This window comes from Thioalkalivibrio versutus (genome assembly GCF_001020955.1).
In the GTDB taxonomy this organism is placed as follows: Bacteria; Pseudomonadota; Gammaproteobacteria; order Ectothiorhodospirales; family Ectothiorhodospiraceae; genus Thioalkalivibrio; species Thioalkalivibrio versutus.
This window is the reverse complement of the sequence record NZ_CP011367.1, coordinates 585,924-603,904: the sequence shown is the minus strand read 5'-3', so window position 1 is coordinate 603,904 and position 17,981 is coordinate 585,924. Positions and strand designations below refer to the sequence as shown.

Genomic DNA, 17,981 nt, shown 5'->3' with positions numbered 1-17,981 from the left:
GGCCACGCCCCGCTTCCGCACGCCTACCGCTCCACCGTCTTCCCCGGCCTCGCCAAACACCCCCGCCGCAGCCCCACACCCCGTCATCCCGGCCGCAGCCCCACCCCCCGTCATCCCGGCCGCAGCGCCACCCCTCGTCATCCCGGCCGTAGCGAAGCGAAGAGCCGGGATCTCCAACGCCAGCCCAACCCCCAAACGCCCGAGATCCCGGATAACCGCTTCGCGGTTTCCGGGATGACACCATCTTCCAGACCGCCACAAACCGTGGTCACCCCCGTGGGAGCGTGCCTGCACGCGAAGCCCCTGCCAAAGCCGGACGCGGGCAGGCGCCGACAAAACCCCAACCCATATCCTCCCGGCCATCACCCCCACCAGGTCATCCCGGCCGCCGCGCCACACCCTGTCATCCCGGCCACAGCGCAGCGAAGAGCCGGGATCTCCAACGCCAGCCACCCCACCCGCACCATCCAAACCCCACAAACCCCGTCATCGCGAGGCCGCAACGCGGCCGCGGCGATCTCCAACCGAAGCCACAGACGACAACACCGCCACGGATCGGTAAGGTAGCCCCCAAACGAAAACGGACCTTCGTCACATGGAAGTCACCCCGGGCAACCCGGCCCACGCCGCGTTCTTCGACCACGACACCCCAACGCCCCTGGCCGCCCCCGAGCAGGTCGAGGCGTTCATCGAGCGCTGGCGCGACACCGGCGGCTCCGAGCGCGCCAACTACCAACTCTTCCTCACCGAGCTGTGCAAGCTGCTGGACCTGCCCCACCCCGACCCGGCCAGCGACGACACCGCCGACAACGCCTACGTGTTCGAACGACGCGTCACCATCCGCAACCCGGACGGCAGCGAGAACCGCGGCTACATCGACCTCTACCGCCGCGGCTGCTTCGTGCTGGAGGCCAAGCAGACCGGCAAGGGCCTGCACACCCAGGGCTGGGACAAGGCCATGCTCGCCGCGCAGAACCAGGCCGACCAGTACGTGCGCGCCCTCCCGCAAGACGAAGGCCGCCCGCCGTTCATCGTCGTCACCGATGTCGGCCGCAGCCTGGAGCTCTACTCCGAGTTCTCCCGCTCCGGCGGCACCTACGTCCCCTACCCGGACCCAAGCCGCCACCGCATCCGCCTGGAAGACCTGCGCGACCCCGAGATCCAGCAGCGCCTGCACCACCTATGGCTCGCGCCGGACCAGCTCGACGCCAGCAAGCACGCCGCCCGCGTCACCCGCGAGGTCAGCGCGCGCCTGGCCGAACTCGCCAAATCCCTGGAACAGCAGGGCTTTGATGTGGAGCGCGTCGCGCACTTCCTCAAGCGCTGCCTGTTCACCATGTTCAGCGAGGACGTCGAACTCCTGCCCAAGGGCAGCTTCACCGCCCTGCTGGAGCGCCTGCAGCAAAACCCCGAACACTTCCCCGACGCCATGCGCTCCCTGTGGGAGACAATGAACACCGGCGGCTACGAAGGCCAGCTGATGCACAAGGTGCAGCGCTTCAACGGCGGCCTGTTCCAGAACATCGACCCCATCCCGCTTAACGCCAACCAGATTGGCCTGCTCATCCAGGCCGGCAAGGCGGACTGGCGCTTCGTCGAACCCGCCATCTTCGGCACCCTGCTGGAACGCGCGCTGGACCCGCGCGAACGCCACAAGCTCGGCGCCCACTACACCCCGCGCGCCTACGTGGAACGCCTGGTCATGCCCACGCTCATCGAGCCCCTGCGCGCCGAATGGAACACCGTGCAGGTCGCCGCCGAGGCCTGGCTGCAACAGAACAAGCCCGACAAGGCCCTGGACGAGCTGCACCGCTTCCACCACCGGTTGTGCGAGACACGCGTGCTCGACCCCGCCTGTGGCTCCGGCAACTTCCTCTACGTCGCGCTGGAACACCTCAAGCGCCTCGAAGGCGAAGTGCTCAACCTCATCCGCGACCTGAGCGCCGGCCAGGCCACCTTCGACACCGAAGGCCTCACCGTCGACCCGCACCAGTTCCTCGGGCTGGAGATCAACCCACGCGCCGCCGCCATCGCCGAAATCGTGCTGTGGATCGGCTACCTGCAATGGCACTACCGCCTGCACGGCCGCCTCAGCCTGCCCGAACCCATCCTGCGCGACTTCCACAACATCGAATGCCGCGACGCGCTGATCGACTTTGATGCCCGCGAACCCATGCGCGACGAGCACGGCCACCCCGTCACCATCTGGGACGGCATCAGCTACAAGAAAAGCCCCGTCACCGGCGAACTCATCCCCGACGAAAGCGGCCGCACCCCCGTCTACCACTACAGCAACCCGCGCCGCGCCGAATGGCCCGAAGCGGACTTCATCGTTGGTAACCCGCCGTTTATCGGCGCCGCCACCATGCGCCGCGCACTGGGGGATGGCTACGTGGACGCCGTGCGCAAGGTCTTCAAGGGCATCGTCCCGGACTCCGCCGACTTCGTCATGTACTGGTGGCACATCGCCGCCGAGAAAGTACGCAAGGGCGAGGCCCGGCGCTTCGGCTTCATCACCACCAACAGCCTCCGCCAGACCTTCAACCGCCGGGTGCTCGAACCGCACCTGAACGACAGCAAGAAACCCCTGTCGCTCGCCTTCGCCATCCCCGACCACCCGTGGGTGGACAGCACCGACGGCGCCGCCGTGCGTATCGCCATGACCGTCGGCGTACCCGGAGACCAGCCCGGCACCCTGCGCCATGTTGTCAACGAACGCGACGCCGGCGACGACGCACGCACCGTGGAACTGAGCCACAGGCCGGGGAAGCTATTCTCGGACCTCACCATCGGCGCCAACGTAGCAGGTGCCATCACCCTGCAAGCCAATCAGGGAATCAGCAGCCCCGGCGTAAAACTGCACGGCGCCGGCTTCATCGTGACGCCGGACGAGGCAGCAGAACTCGGTTTGGGCAAAACACCCGAAACCGCCCGCGTCATTCGCGAGTACCGCAACGGACGGGACCTCACCCAGAGGCCGCGCGGCGTCAGGGTCACCGACCTGTTCGGACTCACTTCCGACGAGGTAAGGGACCAATTCCCGGCGATCTATCAGTGGGTGCTCCAACGTGTAAAACCCGAGCGCGACCAAAACAAACGAGCCACTTACCGAGACTACTGGTGGCTCTTCGGAGAAGCACGAAGGGATTGGCGCAGTATGGCCGCCGGGCTTCCCCGCTACATCGCCACTGTCGAGACTACCAAGCATCGCCTGTTCCAGTTCCTCGACGCGGACATCCTGCCCGACAACAAGCTGATCAACATTGCCCTTCAATCGGCACCACACCACGGCATATTGAGCAGCCGTCTGCATGTTTCGTGGTCCTTCGCCACGGGCAGCCGGTTGGGTGTGGGTAACGACCCGGTCTACGTGAAGACCCGCTGCTTCGAGACCTTCCCCTTCCCGGAACTCGACGACCAGCAGGCCGCCACCATCGGCGACCTCGCCAAACGTATCGACGCCCATCGCAAGGCACGCCAGGCCGAACACCCGGACCTCGCCCTCACCGGCATGTACAACGTGCTGGAAAAACTGCGCGCCGAAGAACCGCTGACCGAGAAGGAACGCACCATCCACGAACAGGGCCTCGTCTCCCTGCTGCGCGAACTGCACGACAACCTCGACCGCGCCGTCTTCGACGCCTACGGCTGGAAGGACCTCGCCGACCGCCTCGTCGGCCGCCCGGGCGCCACCACCCCGTTGCCGGACAAACCCGCCGACCAGGCCGAAGCCGAAGAAGAACTCCTCAGCCGCCTGGTCGCGCTCAACGCCGAACGCGCCGCCGAAGAAGCCCAGGGCCACATCCGCTGGCTGCGTCCCGACTACCAGGCCCCCGAAGCCACCCAGACCACCGCCACACTGGAAGCCAAACCCGAGGCCGCCGCCGAGACCCCGACCGAACCGGCCAAAAAGCCCACCTGGCCCAAATCCATGCCCGACCAGGTCGAAGCCGTCCGCCGCCTCCTCGCCATCGGCCCCCAGACCCCAGAAGCCCTGGCCACCCACTTCAAACGGAAACCAACGAACTCGATCACCCAGGTCTTGGCCGCTCTCCAAATCCTCGGCCAGGCCACCACGGACAACGACCATTGGCGCCTGACATGACCACATCCCGACAACCGCTACGACTAGCCGATGCCATCTTGGACGAGGATGTAATCGTCAATAAACCCAACTCCCCCATGCATAAACGAATCGGCCAAATCTGGAAAGTCAGGACCGACGAAAGCGGCCACAAGGTCTCCGTTTCGTTTGACGGACACATTTATAATTTCGCACTTGAAGACCTCCGCTTGGCGTAGCCGAACGATCCTCCGCACAACGGAAAACCCACCTTTTCTCAATCGATAACCTTGCCTCAAACCTATGCCCTTGCGTGTTGCTGAGAACCGAGTGTTATACCGAATCCCGCTGAACGCCGCGGATGACCTTGAACGCCTGATTTTCTTCCATGGTCTTGACGCCTTCGGCGTCGTGGCTCCGCACTTAGGTAGCCGGCGCCCCGTACTAACCCGCCAGGCGTACTACGCATACCCTGAACTACCAAAGGCGCTGTACCTGTTTGCTCCGCTCGACAACATCGAACTGAAATCTCCTGCCGAGCGGCACAAGTTCATCTTCAGCCGCGCAGACGCCTATCTGTTCCGTTGGAATGAAACGCATCCGGAATCGCGGCTTAATGCGCGCGGCAATAGCCCGGATTTTGAGCCGGACCGAGACGGCCAATACATCCACTGCGATGGGGGCCACACTTGGGTTCATGACCCAATGCATTGCGACCCGGAAGAGCGGGACCCTGGGCCCTTCTGGGCCAATGCCGAAGAAACGGCTTCAGGCCGCACCCTCCTGGACGCACGATTCGATCAGTACGAGCGGGCTGTGGGTGGGCTGCTCCAAAGCTGGGTTATCGCCTGCTACAGGTTCGATTTGCTACCCGACAAGTACCGAACCGAAAGTGGCTCCAGCGCATCGAGCCTGATGGAAGAACGATACAGTCGCCTCGTCCCAAAGGACGTGCAACCCACGCCAGAATCGCTCAATGCAACGGCCGAATCGCTACTCAGCCTCGTTCCCTCCGACCATCCTCTCCGTGACAACATCCACTTCAGGGACGAAGTATTCACGTACCAGCCGGTGACCACCGACGTCACTCTGCTCAGCTACCGCGAGGTGAGAGCGCTTGAGGAGATACTGCTAGGCCTAGGTCACGACGGAGATCGGGACGGCATCGAAACCATTCTCAACGATCCTCGCCGCCTGAAACACTATGTCCAGCCAGTTCCGCTCGATACACCGATTCCCCACGAAGCTGTTCGCCAGGAAAGCCTGTACTCCGGGACCGCAATGTCCTATTTCCTGGCAGGACTGAATGGCGACCGTCCCCACGCTCAGGCTTTTGGATATTTCCAGGTACTTGAGCATGCGATGCACACGCAACTGGAAAAGGGTGGTCTTCAACCCCTATTGGAAGCCATGCCGGATGCGGTACTGGGACAGTGCTATACCACTGCCATAGGTGGAGAAGCCGATGCCCTTCAGGCACGCGGGCCGAATGGAGGACTGAACCGGGCCACACTAACGAACTTAATCACGAAGGAAATGAGGGACCCGTCGGTCCACGCAGGTAATCCGCGACCGGGGCAATCACCGCCGGTTGACCCATATGCCGCACAACAATTCCAGCCGCGCTTCCGACAAACCGTAGCAATCACCCGAGAAGTCGCCCGGTACTGGGTAGCTCAGTCCGCCAGCGAAAGCTATGACAGCGCATGACGGGGTTGAACCACGGTAACGACCTGCAATAACGAGGCTTTCTGTATATGAAGGACGCGTCGCCCCCCTTGGCGGGCGAGAGGACAAGGCCTGCCCACACAGGCCCGCCCCGAACGGTACTCCGCGCCACGACTCGGAACAATGCAGGCCCCGAAGGGCCCCACATTTTATTAAGTATGGAGTTTATAAATGGAAGCCACCGACGTCACGATAAGTCCCAAGGTGAGAAGCCTTCTATCAGTCAACCGAAAATCCTCCCGCAATGCACCTGAATTGCGGGAAAGCCTATTGGGTGGCTACATCAAGAGATTCGTCTTCATTGCCATAACCGCGACGCTCGTGCAGATGCTATCGGGATGCACCAAGAGCGTAGAGCAATGGGAGGAGGATATAGAGAGCGCTTATGAAATGATAAATAACTGCATTGGCGAATCTCACGAAATAACCGAAAACTGCTCAAATGCGTATAGAGCCACTCAAAATTACGAGGGCGCTCAGCGTCGCGAGGAACGCCAAAACCGCGCGGCATTACGCCAGGAAAACAAGCGGCTCGATCAGAAGATGTTTGACCAAGAACTTGCTCGGTTTAGAGGTATGCCCTACCCAGACTTTTACTCCTATGACTGCGAAGGCATAGAACCTTGCGAGAAAGCATTCGATGAAATAGAGAGAGAGAAACGACGTTCATTCACAAAACAGCTAATGAAGACGTGGAGTTGGCAATCTGTATCGAACGGAGGCTATGCCGCTCCGCTCCACATTTCTGAATATTATAAGAAGTACTGCGAAGGAATAAATCACAATAAAATGATGTGCGAGTTGCAACGAGGGATCAGGGACGCCTATTACGAGAGTTATAAAGAACGCCAGAGCGCTGCATTTATCCAGTACAGAGAAGATCGGACAATGTTACAGTCAGTTCATAACGAATGCGTGGAAAAGCTCTCGAATTCGAACAATGAAAATATTGACTCACTTAGTTGGCCTTCATCCCTTCTTCGCCAGGTCATCCACGGAAACACTGAGTGGGAAGAGTGCTTGCATGCCTGCTCCTTTGCTAGAGAGGAGCTTAACTTTGGGCGCGCATGCACTTCCAAGATAAAGTGATCCACCCTGATGATTTCCTTATTTTGATGGGTATAGCCATGACGATGGCAAGCCCACTGCCGCACGCACCGCGGCGAATTCGGACCCAGACCCTTGAGGAAGGAATATGAAATATGAATATAGACGGGAGGCCGCTGCCTCCAGCACGCTCAACGCTAAGCAGTTGCCAGGATTACCCCATGACATTGAGCTTGACTTCAACCACGTCCACGTACGCGTGCATAAATCCGAGTGGCACGACGGTTACTTCAGTTGTTCAATTGCGATACCCGCTCACAAAGACGATGAAGGGTACGTTCTCGAATTGGACATTCTCGACCCAACCAGACCAGACGAAGTGGACAAACTTCAAGAAGATACTGCACCGTCACTGGAGGCAGAATTCGAATCTGGCGCGCTAGGCGATTGGGAATATGAAGCGCCTCTAAACGATCACAATATTGATACGATCCATCAGGCTATGAGTTGCAAATTCAGCGACACAACCGAACAGGGCCGGCGCCTCCTTACTTTTAATCTTACGATTTCGGGAACCCCATTTAGCGGCTACACTCTAATCCACCCGCATTTGTATCGAGCAGGGGCCTAGGTGTTGGGTTGCACTGGAGACGTAAAAAAAATGAACATCGAGCCCGTTATTGGAATCATTGGCGCTCTTTCAGGGGTTGTCATTGGCGCTGTTTTACAGCCGATTGTAAATTCCGCATCTATCGACCGCGAATCTAGGCGCCACTTAGAGGCTCTAGCTAAACGATTCGTATTTTGCTTCATTAACCTGACAATCGACCTTGAAGTAGACGGCCATATCTACGAACACAATCTAAAGCGTACCGAAAATATTGCACGGAAATTAATCAAAGAAATCCCTTCAAGTAATTCAGCATCTCACGCCCACCTTGTGGCTTGGGAGTTATTAAATAGTGCGCTAAGGCAACGCGATAGGTCGCTCAGAAAGCAGACTTACTATCATCACGCTGCCGAAACACTTGTAAAGCATTACAGATGGAAGAAGGCGAAGTCGCTCAACGAAATCCACAACCGGGTTGTGTACATGACAGGGTCGGACCACGGTAACAGACGGACTTTAAACTGCTTGTGGAATCAGAAGGGCTGTTCCAGGGCCTTAAACGGCGCATTCCGGCCCATAAATGGGCTCTTGCTCTGGGATTAGATCCCACTCCGGCACCGCAAAGGGGATCGGTAGAGTCTCGGGCCGCTCCGACGGATTGCCGCGGCCTCTTCGAGGCCTCGCAATGACGGCGGGGATGACGGGACAGACGCTGCTTTGGCCCTCCGCCTCATATTCGAGTAAGAAAACACGGCTTGATCCGATACTATCCGGAGTCCCCGCGACAGTGCGGGGCGCTTGGCCCATGGGACGGTGGCTCCCCATGCTCGCCCCTTGGAAGGAGTAGTCGATGCAGTTCTCGCAAAAGGTGCAGCGGATCAGCGGGCGGTTGTTGAACGCCATCACGGTCGCTTTCGTGGTCCTGCTGGCGGGCATGATTGTGATTGTGGGCAACAGCCTGTGGCAGAACCAGCGCCTGCTGGACGAGCTGCGTCACATCACGGAGGAGCGAGGACAGCGCATCCAGCTGGCGTCCGATCTGCTGGAGGCCGCCTACAATCGCCACCAGACCATGGTGAATCAGGTCATCACCGACGACCCCTTCGAGCGTGATGACCTGATGATGGCGTACCACCGCTGGGGGAACCGGGTCGGCGAGGTGCGCGCGGCCCTCAATGAGCACGTGACCGAGGATGCGGCGCGGGCAAGACTCGAGGAACAGGATGCCCTGATCCCGGAGATCGTGAGGCTGCAGGACCAGGTGGTGGACCTGGCGGCCCGCGAGGAGCTCGAGCCGGCAATGGCGATCCTGAGCGAGCGTCTGTTTGATCTGGATCGGGAGTTCGACAGCTCCATCGAGGCGTTGCGAGCACATGAACGCGCCCAGATGGAAGCCGCAGCCGAGCGCGCAGGCGAAGTCGGGGCGCACACGCAGCGCTTCATGCTGGTGTTCGGTGGGGGCGGCGTGGTGTTCGCGTTGGCTCTGATTCTGCTCACCCGGCGGACCCTGGTGACCATGCACCATGACTTGCGCGAGCAGGCGTCACAGCTCGACGAGGCCGGACGCCAGCTGCAGCACGAGGCTAGCCACGACCCGCTGACCGGTCTACCCAACCGGCGTGCTTTCTATAAGCGGCTGCAGGACGCAATCGCCTGGTCCCAACGTACCGGCGAAGCGTTCTCCGTAGGCTTCATCGATCTCGACCAGTTCAAGCCGGTGAACGATCGGTTCGGACACGCGGCGGGTGACGAGCTGCTGGGAGTCGTCGCACGCCGGCTGGAGGAGGCACTTAGCGAACCGGCGTGTGTGGCCCGGGTCGGGGGTGACGAGTTTGCGGTGCTGCTGTTTGGCGAGCACTCAACCGAAGCCGAGGGGAAGCGGCTGCAGGCGGCGGTGTCCCGGCCGGTCCGGCTTGCTGCGGGCGAGGTCACGCTGGCGATGACTCTGGGCTGGGCCTCCGGCCCGGGAGACGGCGATCCAGACGAACTGCTGGGGCGAGCCGACCGCGCGATGTATGGTCTCAAGGCGGGGCGCGGGACGTAGCCGGAGAAAGAGGACACCACCTTTCCGATCCGATCCGGCACCGCGAATGCTACCAACAAGGTCTCGGGCCAGTCCGGCCGATTGCCGCGGCCTCTGCGAGGCCTCGCAATGACGGTGGGCCGGGCTTGCGTGCGCTCAAACTCTGACCACGTGACGGGGTCGGACCACGGTAACCGATTGGAATAAAGATACTTTAAGGTGCTGGAACGCTGGATTAGGGCCTTATATGGCCATTTTTGGGCTCGATATGGCCTTTCGCGCCAGCGACCGTACGGCTCCCACGATACGGGACGTCAGAGGTTCAGAGCCTGTCGTAGTGGCCGCCGATGGCGAAGATGTAGATCGCGTGATCGTCGAAGCAGTAGATCAGGCGGTCCCTGGCGGAGGGGTGCCTCGGGGATCAATCCTTACCTTCTGTGGCCATGACAGTCGATCGGCAACCGTGCCGCTCCAGCCGATTGCAACGGCCTCTTCCAGGCCCCCCCCAATCACCGCGCTTCGGCAATCAACCCTCATATAGAGGAGACCTATGTTTACACGCCCCACCGTTGACGCAGTAACATCGGGAAACCGTGGAACGGGGGGGCAGCCTGACGTCGCGCCCCTGCCAAGGCGAAGGAACAACCCGATCGCGGGTATAGGCTCGCGGAAGGACGCAGGCTAGCGCGCATCGGGTGGAAGCCCGATGCTCTCGCGCATCAGATCCAGCAAGCCATCAACCGCAGACGGATGGTCGGGCTCGAACATCGCTCCCGCGCCTTGGTCATCCAGTCGCATCACGATGCAATGCCAGACATGGGCCCGGTCACCCCCCCACTCCTCCGGGCTCACGATCAGTCGCAGTCTTGTATTCCTGGATAGACCTGAGTCGGGAAGCTCCACATATAGCCCGCTAAGGCTGACATCTCGCACTCGTCCACTTGTCCGATATTCGGTGTCGCCGGAAAGACCCTCCACAACCGCTGTCATACGGACGGCCCTGCGGCGCCCTTCGCGAAGTTCCATTCTCAGACTCCCGCCTTGGTCCCGACGACCCCGGCATTCTCTTGTCGCTCTGCCCAATGTAGCGCATGGTGATAGCAGCGTTGAGGAAGGCCTCGACCGGGCTCGGGCTCAACCTCGTCATGGCGCCAGTCGACAACCCTCGTCCGGTGCCGCCGCGCCCTGTTGTTAGCGTGCCCGCCGATCCACAAAAGGGCAAGAGGCAAGGTCTGACCCCGAAGTCCCGCGCGTCTTCGCCTCCATTCCGAAGCCGCGCGTGCTGTTGGCGTTATGCTTTTAGAGGACTCGTCAAGTGATAGAAGCAGTGTCAAGTAAGAACATCGAAGAAGCACTCCCGCTGATTAGAAAATACCAGGAGTTCTACAAGGTTCAGGAAATTGATGATGAGAAGAATCGAGTGTTCTTCTCTCAGTTCAGCGAAAATGGAAATAATGGCTGCATTTTCCTTTTCAGGAGCAAAGCCGGAGACGCCGTGGCTTTTGCTACTGTATATTTTACGTATGTATCCAGCATTCCAGCTCGGGTCGGCGTTATGAGCGACCTTTATACATTGCCAGCCCATAGAGGAAACGGGATAGGCAAGCAGCTGATCAATCATTGCCTGGAGTTCGCCCGGGAAAAGGGTGCAGCAAGACTTCAATGGCTTACAGCCCAAGACAATCATCCGGCTCAAAAACTTTACGACTCCCTTAATACAAAAAAGAGCGCATGGTATGTCTACACGTACAGCGCATAGCCAAGCAAAGCAGTTCGGCCCTGCGGACCTGCGAACTCATGACGGGGTCGGACCACGGTAACGCAATGAGAATAGGCTGAGCGTCATAATGTGACGCCGATTTTTCGGGGCCAAGACGGCCCCGTTTTTCGTTCGAACGCTAGATCAGATCACTGGAGTCAGCCGTTGCGCTTTGCTCCCGTGTCTACGGAGTCTAGTCCTCGTCTTCGGCCCTCGGAGAAACATGACCAGGTCGGACCACGGTAAACAATCGGTGTGGGCGCGCTGCTCGGCCTCATGGCGGGCGCAGCGCTGGCGATCCGGCTGGACCAGGGACATGTCATCGAGGTGGCCGGCCGTACGCTGGAGCATGGAGGCTGGGCCGTGGTGGCCCGCCCGAAAGATCCCGAGCAGACGCATCAGGTCGTGGCATCGCTGCGATCCGGGAGTGAGCGGATCGTGCGCAGCCTGTAACCGGCTCGGCTGCTGGCCCCGGGGCGGGGGACGTCCTGCCCCGGGGCTTTGCGGGCGTTGGCGGTTAGCTGTCGAGTTGCTTTTTCAGGTGGTTCAGGGTCTCGCAGTGCTCGTGCTGCGGGCTGAAGAGGATGATTTCCGCGTCCTCTTCGACCCGGAGAGTGTGCCCTGGCGGCCAGTAGAACAAATCCCCGGCGCTGACGGTTTCCTCGCTGCCATCCCGGTACGTCATGATGAGCCGACCCTGGATCATGTAGCCCCAGTGGGGTGACTGGCAAAGATCCTCCTTCAGGCCCCGGAGCAACGGGGTGATGTCAGTCCCCGTCTCGAGCGAGAAATATTCCCCGGTCATCTGCGTGTAGCCGGACGCATCCCCGAACGCCAGGACCTGGCGGGCCACAGCGCCCGGCGCACTGAATACCTCGGGTACCTCGGACCGCGCGATGTGCATGATCAACCTCCTTCCCGTCCCACCACGGGAGTGCCGTTCAGACCGAATGGTCTGTTTTGAATCTTAGACCGTGGTACCGAGGGTGCAAGACGGGGGCGTCGGAGTGTGCACCGGAGCACGCGCGCATAGACATCGGCCGCAGCCGGGGCTGTGGCAGGAGTTTACGCGGGTGTGACACCCCAGGAGGGAAAGGCTGCATTGACCCGCATGACGGGGTCGGACCACGGTAACTAGGCGTATTCCGGCCCACAAATGGGCTCTTACTCTGAGAGAGGATCCCGCCCCGGCACCGCGAAGGGGACCGGTAGAGTCTCGGGCCGCTCCGACGGATTGCCGCGGCCTCTGCGAGGCCTCGCAATGACGGCGCTTCGGGAATCAGCCCTCAAAGAGGACGCCTACGTTTACACGCCCCACTCCGGTCATCCCGGCCGTAGCGAAGCGTAGAGCCGGGATCTCCCAGCTCGGGAAACACTCGGACACCGATTCCACCCCCAACCGCGGGGATCCCGGATAACGGCTGCGCGGTTTCCGGGATGACCAGACAGTGTCATCCATGATGGGGCGGACGACAGTGATGGAATCCTGGCATTTGCAGCGCACGCTGCACTGCACCGGTTTGATTGCCTTTGCGATAGCAAGGGGGCTTTGCAGCCTGCATCAGGCTCAACCACCTGCGGCGGGCGGATCTGGCGGCACAACCTTGTGCCGCGGGGAAACCGGCACCCCTCCCGCCGGAGGCGAATGTGCGCCGGGCGCAGAGGAAAGGCCCCGGAATCGCTTCCGGGGCCCGTTGGGACAGGGTGCTGCGGTGGCTTACGCCGTCGCGGCCGGGGCGGGGTCCTTGCGCCGGCGCAGGGCCCAGCCGAGCATCACGAGGCCGATACCGACCAGGAGCAGCGAGCCGGGGGTCGGTACTTTGGTAGGCCCGTTACGGTAGAACACCGAGATGTGCGAGATGTCGCGATCCTCGCCCGCGCCCGACAAATCGAACGGGGGGGCGGTCAACGGGGTGGCGTAGGCCCCGCCCAGGGCGCCGTTCAGCATGTCGTAGGCCACGATGTTGGTGTCGGCGCCATCCTTGAACGCGAACATCAGGTTCTCGAAATTGCTCCAGAAGTCGAGAACCACCAGCTCCCAGGTCCCGCTCTGGGCATCGCCGTTGAAGCTCACGATGGTTGCCGGATCATCGGGGTCGTTGATCAGGTTGCCGTTGGTGTCCTCGTACTTGCCGTCGAACAGCCAGTCCGAGTAGCCGAAGAATTCGGCATTGTTGACGACTGTGAGGCTGGTATTCACGTTGCCGTCAAGCGGCTCCAGGACCTGGCAGCCCTGGTTGGGGGTGACCTTGTCGCCCAGGTTGCCGTCGAGATCGGAGCAGTTGATGACGCTGGCGGAGGCCGATCCGGCGGCAATCATGCCTCCCGCGAGCAGAAGGGCGAGGGTTCCGCCCCGTACAGTCTTTGTAGTCATGGTCGTTACCTCGTGGGTCTGCGCAGGCAGGTTGAGGTTTGGGATTTGGGGTCTGCGCTCACCCACGAATCAGCAACATCCATGCCCGCTGGATTCCGCTCTATATTGACGTTGGAAAACCGTAGGTTACGCGCACCCGACGGGGGGCGGTCGCAAACGCGATCATCGGGTGTAAAGGGTTCTGACGCGTGCACGGGTGAAGGACCTCGACCAGGTCACATCGACGGGGTTGGGCCACGGTAACTAGGCGTGTTAACGGGGCTTTCTGAACCCCAAGGGCTGTTTGAGGGCGTTAAACGGCGCATTGCGGCCCATAAATGGGCTCCTACTCTGAGAGAGGATCCCGCTCCGGCACCGCGAAGGCGACCGGTAAGGCCTCGGGCTGCCTCGACGGATTGCCGCGGCCTCTGCGAGGCCGCGCAATGAAGCCATCTCAACCTTTTCCCCCGCCCCTTCCGGTCCTGACGACACGCGGCGTACTCTGCTGTAGAAACGGAGTAGTACAAAAAAGGAGACAGAGATGGGGCTTTACGATCGCGACTATGTCCAGGAGAAACAAACGCCCCATACCAAGAAAGCGAGGGGTGATCGAACCGGGGGAACATCCAAACCTGGTGCTGACGTCCGCCGGACTCGCCCGGCTCAGACGTCGCACTCGACAACCGGGGCCCCACCCCGTCCAGACTGGAAGACGATCGTCCTATGGGCATCCCTCGCCGCGAACGTGATGCTTCTAACGGCCTTGGTCATCCTCCACGGAAGATAGGATCTCCCGGGGTCGGGAGAATGGAGGAAGACGGTGTCGGACCACGGTAACTCGGCGAACAGCATGTGAGTGAATGAGGCGTCATAGTGAAAACACTGACTTTCAGGTATTGGGACCGCATTCGATCCAGCTTATGGTTCATCCCCACCATGATGGCCCTGGGCGCGGTGTTTTTGGCCTTTATAAGCGTCGCCCTGGATAGGCCGGTGACGAACTGGTTGTTGCGTTCGTGGGGCTGGACATTCACCGGTGGAGCCGAGGGGGCCAGCGCCGTGCTGGGGGTCATCGCCGGATCGATGATCACCATCGCTGGAGTTGTGTTTTCGATGACGCTGGTCGCCCTGTCGCTGGCGACGTCGCAGTTGGGGCCGCGCTTGCTCCGCAATTTCCTGCGCGATACGACGACTCAGGTCGTGCTGGGCACGTTCGTCGCCACCTTCCTGTATTGCTTGCTGGTCCTCCTTACCATCCGGCGCGCGGAGGAGGTTGCTTTCGTTCCTCATATATCAATCACGCTCGGCGTACTCTTTGCGGTCGCGAGCGTGGGGGTGCTGATCTACTTCATTCACCACGTGTCTGTTTCGATGCAGGCCAACGAAATCGTGGCGCGCGTGAGCGACGAGTTGATCGCCGGGGTGGACCGCCTGTTTCCGGAACACATCGGGCAGGGGACGCCACGGACGTCGGCAACACCACCCGAGTCGGCATTTCTGGACGTATTTGACCGGGAGGCTCGTCCCATTCGAGCGAGCGCGGACGGATACATTCAGTTCATCGACACGGACGCCTTGATCGAGTTGGCGATGCAAAAGGATGTGGTCATTCGACTGGAGCGAGTACCCGGCGACTATGTGGTCTCCGGTGGCCCCCTGATGCTGGTCTGGCCGGGAGAAAGGGCCGCCGACGTGCCTGCGGATCAGGTCAACAACACCTTCGCCCTGGGTAACCAGCGGACTTCGGGCCAGGACATCGAGTTCGCGGTTACCCAACTCGTGGAGGTCGCTCTGCGTGCCCTCTCCTCGGGAGTGAATGACCCGTTCACGGCAATTACGTGCGTAGACCACCTGGCGTCCGCGTTGAGTCGTTTGGCTACGCGAGACATGCCATCGCCCTATCGTTATGACAGTACGGATCAGCTGAGGGTGATTGCTCCAGGGTCTACTTTTGTGGACGTCACAGATGCGGCCTTCAACCAGATCCGACAAGTGTCCCGCTCGAACACCGCGGTTACTGTCCGCCTGCTGGAAACGATCGCCGAGGTCGCGAGATTCGTACAGCGGCCAGAGGATCGCGCTGCGCTGTTACGGCACGCTGAAATGATTGCCCGTGGGGCTAGTGAGAGACAGCCCGAAGTTGAGGACCGCCAGAAGGTAGAGGAACGCTTTGAATATGCGAAACAATTGTTGAGCGTGTCGCCAATGACGGGGTCGGACCACGGTAACGGACTGAGTTAACGCGGCTTTGAGAATTTGAAGGGCTATTTCCAGGGCTTACACGGGGCTTTTGGGCCCGCAAATGGGCTATTGCGGTGACGAGTCGCCGACGAGCGGAGGCGAAGAACTGCGGATGGGGTGCGCTACACTGGGGCGCACCCTTGTCCCGCCATCCATCATGCTGCTCACGTTCCTGATCATGTTCGCCCTGCTGGGGCTTGGCGTCGCGCTGATGCTCTGGCATGCCCGGCTGGTGTTTTCGGTGGAGCTGCGCGATGGCGCTGCCCGCGTGCGGCGCGGCAAGCCGCCGTCCGGGTTCGTGCGGGGCTGCGAGGACGTCGCTCGACGATACGGGCTGAAGCAGGGCCGGATCCAGGCCGTGCGCACCGACCGGGGTGTCGAGTTGCGCTTCTCCCGCCACCTCCCACCGAAGACGCATCAGGCCTTTCGCAACGTCTGGACACCCCCGCCCGGCGGAGGGGGAGGCGGCGGCATGCGCGCGACGGGATAGCGAGGCGCGGGGCTCGGGGTCAGTCCCTGGCTTTTGGTCCCGTGGCAATCGAGCGGCATCCAGGCCATTCCGACCGATTGCCACGGCCTCTGCGAGGCCTCGCAATGACGAAGAACCCAGGCTCGCAAAAAGATTTAACCCGCATGCATTATATGAGCGGGTGCGAACCTGAATTCTGGGTGGTTCGCGTAGAGATGGCGGGTACTAGCCCCGCAGGGCCAAGGGGGCGCTGTTGAAGCTGAATATCGAAGAGCCGGGACCGTATCGGTTTGCCCTGAGCCATCTGGGCTTTCGCCCGTTCTTCTTGCTGGCAGGGCTGTACGCCGTGCTGGTCGTGGGTCTGTGGACCTGGCTCTACCAATTCGACATGGCGGCGCTGCCCACGGCCGCCTTTGGCGGGCCCTTCGCCTGGCACGGCCATACCCTGATCTTCGGCTACGCCATGGCGGTCGTCGCCGGGTTCCTGCTCACGGCCGTACGCAACTGGACCGGGGTACAAACAACCCAAGGGCCCGCGCTGCTGGTGCTGGCCGGGCTCTGGCTCGGCGGCCGGGTGGCGGCGTTGTTCGGGGACCCCGGGCTGGTGGCCATGGCGCTGTTCGATCTCGGCTTTACCCTGTGGCTGCTGGCCGCCCTGGCCCGCCCGGTATGGCAGACGCGCCAATGGGCCCAGCTCGCCGTGATCGGCAAGATCGCGCTGCTGGGGGCGAGCAACGGCCTGTTCTACCTGGGCGCCTTCGATCTGCTCGATGGCGGCCAGCGCCTGGGGCTCTACTCCGGGGTCTACCTGGTGCTGTCGCTGATCCTGATGATGGGGCGCCGGGTCATCCCGTTCTTTATCGAGCGCGGGCTGGATGGTGCCTTTACGCCGGTGAACCGGGACTGGCTGGACCGCCTCGCCCTGGTACTGCTGCTCGCCTTCTGGCTGGTGGAGGTGTTCCTGCCATGGGCACCGGTCGCGGCGGGACTGGCGGCTGGGCTGGCCGTGGCGCATGGCATGCGCTGGGCGGGCTGGCATACGCCGGCGCTGTGGCGCAAGCCACTGCTCTGGGTGCTGATGATGGCCTACGGCTGGATCGTGGTCGGCTTTGCCCTGCGGGCCGTGGCCGAATTCACGCCCCTTAACCCGATGGCCGCGCTGCACGCCTTCACCTACGGGGGTATCGGCATGATGACCCTGGGGATGATGACGCGCGTCGCCCTGGGCCATACCGGACGCAACGTGTTTGACCCGCCGCGGGTCCTCGGGCTGCTCTTCGGCCTGCTGGCCATCGGGGCGCTGGTACGGGTGGCCGGCCCCCTGCTCTGGCCGGCCTTGACCGCCAGCTGGATGAGCGCCTCGCAACTCCTGTGGATCGCGGCCTTCGCCGGGTTTCTCTGGGTTTATGCCCCGATGCTGGTCAAACCGCGCGTCGACGGGCGTTACGGCTAGCTACCGAACTGCCAAGCAACCGATTGGCTTGACGAGCTTGTCCGGGTTCGAAGGGCTCGTTGAAGGTCCTGGACGGCCCGACCTGAGCATCGAAACACGCGTCGGGTGAAGGCCGGACGGCGTTTACCCCCCCCGGAGGCCGAGTGGGTACGGGCTCGCAGGGGCCAGCCAGGCCTGGAGGAGCAGGCGCGGGCGGTTGCCCTCCGGCGGTCGCGGGAGCCGAAGGTCGGGGGCG

The 17,981-nt window shown here is 61.6% G+C and carries 13 protein-coding genes and 1 pseudogene; 10 read left to right on the top strand and 4 right to left on the bottom strand.

What is annotated here, in order from left to right; all coding sequences use genetic code 11:
* Positions 1-595 precede the first annotated feature (595 nt).
* From TVD_RS02880 to TVD_RS02870, 5 genes are all read left to right on the top strand, one after another.
* Entirely contained in the window at positions 596-4,105 is a 3,510-nt protein-coding gene (locus TVD_RS02880; protein WP_047250767.1) for a class I SAM-dependent DNA methyltransferase, read from the top strand.
* Between the two features lie 288 nt (positions 4,106-4,393).
* Positions 4,394-5,773: a hypothetical protein gene (locus tag TVD_RS02875; protein ID WP_156167493.1), complete on the top strand. Its 1,380-nt coding sequence runs from the start codon at positions 4,394-4,396 to the stop codon at positions 5,771-5,773.
* Between the two features lie 189 nt (positions 5,774-5,962).
* Positions 5,963-6,880 carry an EexN family lipoprotein gene (locus tag TVD_RS14515; RefSeq protein WP_156167491.1) on the top strand — a complete coding sequence of 306 codons (918 nt, stop codon included), beginning with the start codon at positions 5,963-5,965 and terminating at the stop codon, positions 6,878-6,880.
* Positions 6,881-6,986: 106 nt separating this feature from the next.
* Positions 6,987-7,469: a hypothetical protein gene (locus TVD_RS14510; RefSeq protein ID WP_156167489.1), complete on the top strand. Its 483-nt coding sequence runs from the start codon at positions 6,987-6,989 to the stop codon at positions 7,467-7,469.
* Positions 7,470-8,298: 829 nt separating this feature from the next.
* Positions 8,299-9,492 carry a diguanylate cyclase domain-containing protein gene (locus TVD_RS02870; protein WP_047250765.1) on the top strand — a complete coding sequence of 398 codons (1,194 nt, stop codon included), beginning with the start codon at positions 8,299-8,301 and terminating at the stop codon, positions 9,490-9,492.
* A 301-nt stretch (positions 9,493-9,793) separates the two neighbouring features.
* Here the strand turns inward: TVD_RS02870 and TVD_RS14825 are convergent.
* Positions 9,794-9,886 (bottom strand): annotated as a pseudogene (locus TVD_RS14825) (Txe/YoeB family addiction module toxin); the annotation flags it as partial.
* Between the two features lie 266 nt (positions 9,887-10,152).
* Entirely contained in the window at positions 10,153-10,497 is a 345-nt protein-coding gene (locus tag TVD_RS02865; protein ID WP_047250764.1) for a PilZ domain-containing protein, read from the bottom strand.
* Between the two features lie 289 nt (positions 10,498-10,786).
* Between TVD_RS02865 and TVD_RS13925 the strand changes: the two genes are divergently transcribed.
* Both TVD_RS13925 and TVD_RS02860 read left to right on the top strand, forming a co-directional pair.
* Complete coding sequence (locus TVD_RS13925; protein ID WP_081620927.1) at positions 10,787-11,230, top strand: GNAT family N-acetyltransferase; 444 nt, start codon at positions 10,787-10,789, stop codon at positions 11,228-11,230.
* 255 nt (positions 11,231-11,485) lie between these two features.
* Complete coding sequence (locus tag TVD_RS02860; RefSeq protein WP_019563683.1) at positions 11,486-11,683, top strand: hypothetical protein; 198 nt, start codon at positions 11,486-11,488, stop codon at positions 11,681-11,683.
* Between the two features lie 64 nt (positions 11,684-11,747).
* Here TVD_RS02860 and TVD_RS02855 read toward each other — a convergent pair whose 3' ends face one another.
* Together TVD_RS02855 and TVD_RS02850 are read right to left on the bottom strand one after the other, a co-directional pair.
* Positions 11,748-12,134 (bottom strand): cupin domain-containing protein, encoded by a 387-nt coding sequence (locus tag TVD_RS02855; RefSeq protein WP_018950655.1) that lies wholly within the window; start codon positions 12,132-12,134, stop codon positions 11,748-11,750.
* A gap of 813 nt (positions 12,135-12,947) precedes the next feature.
* Positions 12,948-13,550 (bottom strand): PEP-CTERM sorting domain-containing protein, encoded by a 603-nt coding sequence (locus TVD_RS02850; protein ID WP_019568976.1) that lies wholly within the window; start codon positions 13,548-13,550, stop codon positions 12,948-12,950.
* A 906-nt stretch (positions 13,551-14,456) separates the two neighbouring features.
* Here TVD_RS02850 and TVD_RS02840 point away from each other — a divergent pair.
* The 3 genes from TVD_RS02840 to TVD_RS02830 all read left to right on the top strand — a co-directional run bounded on the left by TVD_RS02840 (position 14,457) and on the right by TVD_RS02830 (position 17,746).
* Positions 14,457-15,824, top strand: coding sequence for a DUF2254 domain-containing protein (locus TVD_RS02840; RefSeq protein ID WP_047250763.1), 1,368 nt, complete (start codon positions 14,457-14,459; stop codon positions 15,822-15,824).
* A gap of 157 nt (positions 15,825-15,981) precedes the next feature.
* Entirely contained in the window at positions 15,982-16,314 is a 333-nt protein-coding gene (locus tag TVD_RS02835; RefSeq protein ID WP_018650482.1) for a DUF3634 family protein, read from the top strand.
* 232 nt (positions 16,315-16,546) lie between these two features.
* A complete protein-coding gene (locus tag TVD_RS02830; protein WP_047250762.1) occupies positions 16,547-17,746 on the top strand; it encodes an NnrS family protein in 1,200 nt (399 codons plus the stop codon).
* Positions 17,747-17,981 lie beyond the last annotated feature (235 nt).

Coding starts and splice junctions, on each gene's coding strand:
- TVD_RS14510 (WP_156167489.1), top strand. CDS start 6,987: ATGAAATATGAATATAGACGGGAGGCCGCTGCCTCCAGCACGCTCAAC.
- TVD_RS02865 (WP_047250764.1), bottom strand. CDS start 10,497: ATGGAACTTCGCGAAGGGCGCCGCAGGGCCGTCCGTATGACAGCGGTT.
- TVD_RS14515 (WP_156167491.1), top strand. CDS start 5,963: ATGGAAGCCACCGACGTCACGATAAGTCCCAAGGTGAGAAGCCTTCTA.
- TVD_RS02880 (WP_047250767.1), top strand. CDS start 596: ATGGAAGTCACCCCGGGCAACCCGGCCCACGCCGCGTTCTTCGACCAC.
- TVD_RS02850 (WP_019568976.1), bottom strand. CDS start 13,550: ATGATTGCCGCCGGATCGGCCTCCGCCAGCGTCATCAACTGCTCCGAT.
- TVD_RS02835 (WP_018650482.1), top strand. CDS start 15,982: ATGCTGCTCACGTTCCTGATCATGTTCGCCCTGCTGGGGCTTGGCGTC.
- TVD_RS02870 (WP_047250765.1), top strand. CDS start 8,299: ATGCAGTTCTCGCAAAAGGTGCAGCGGATCAGCGGGCGGTTGTTGAAC.
- TVD_RS02855 (WP_018950655.1), bottom strand. CDS start 12,134: ATGCACATCGCGCGGTCCGAGGTACCCGAGGTATTCAGTGCGCCGGGC.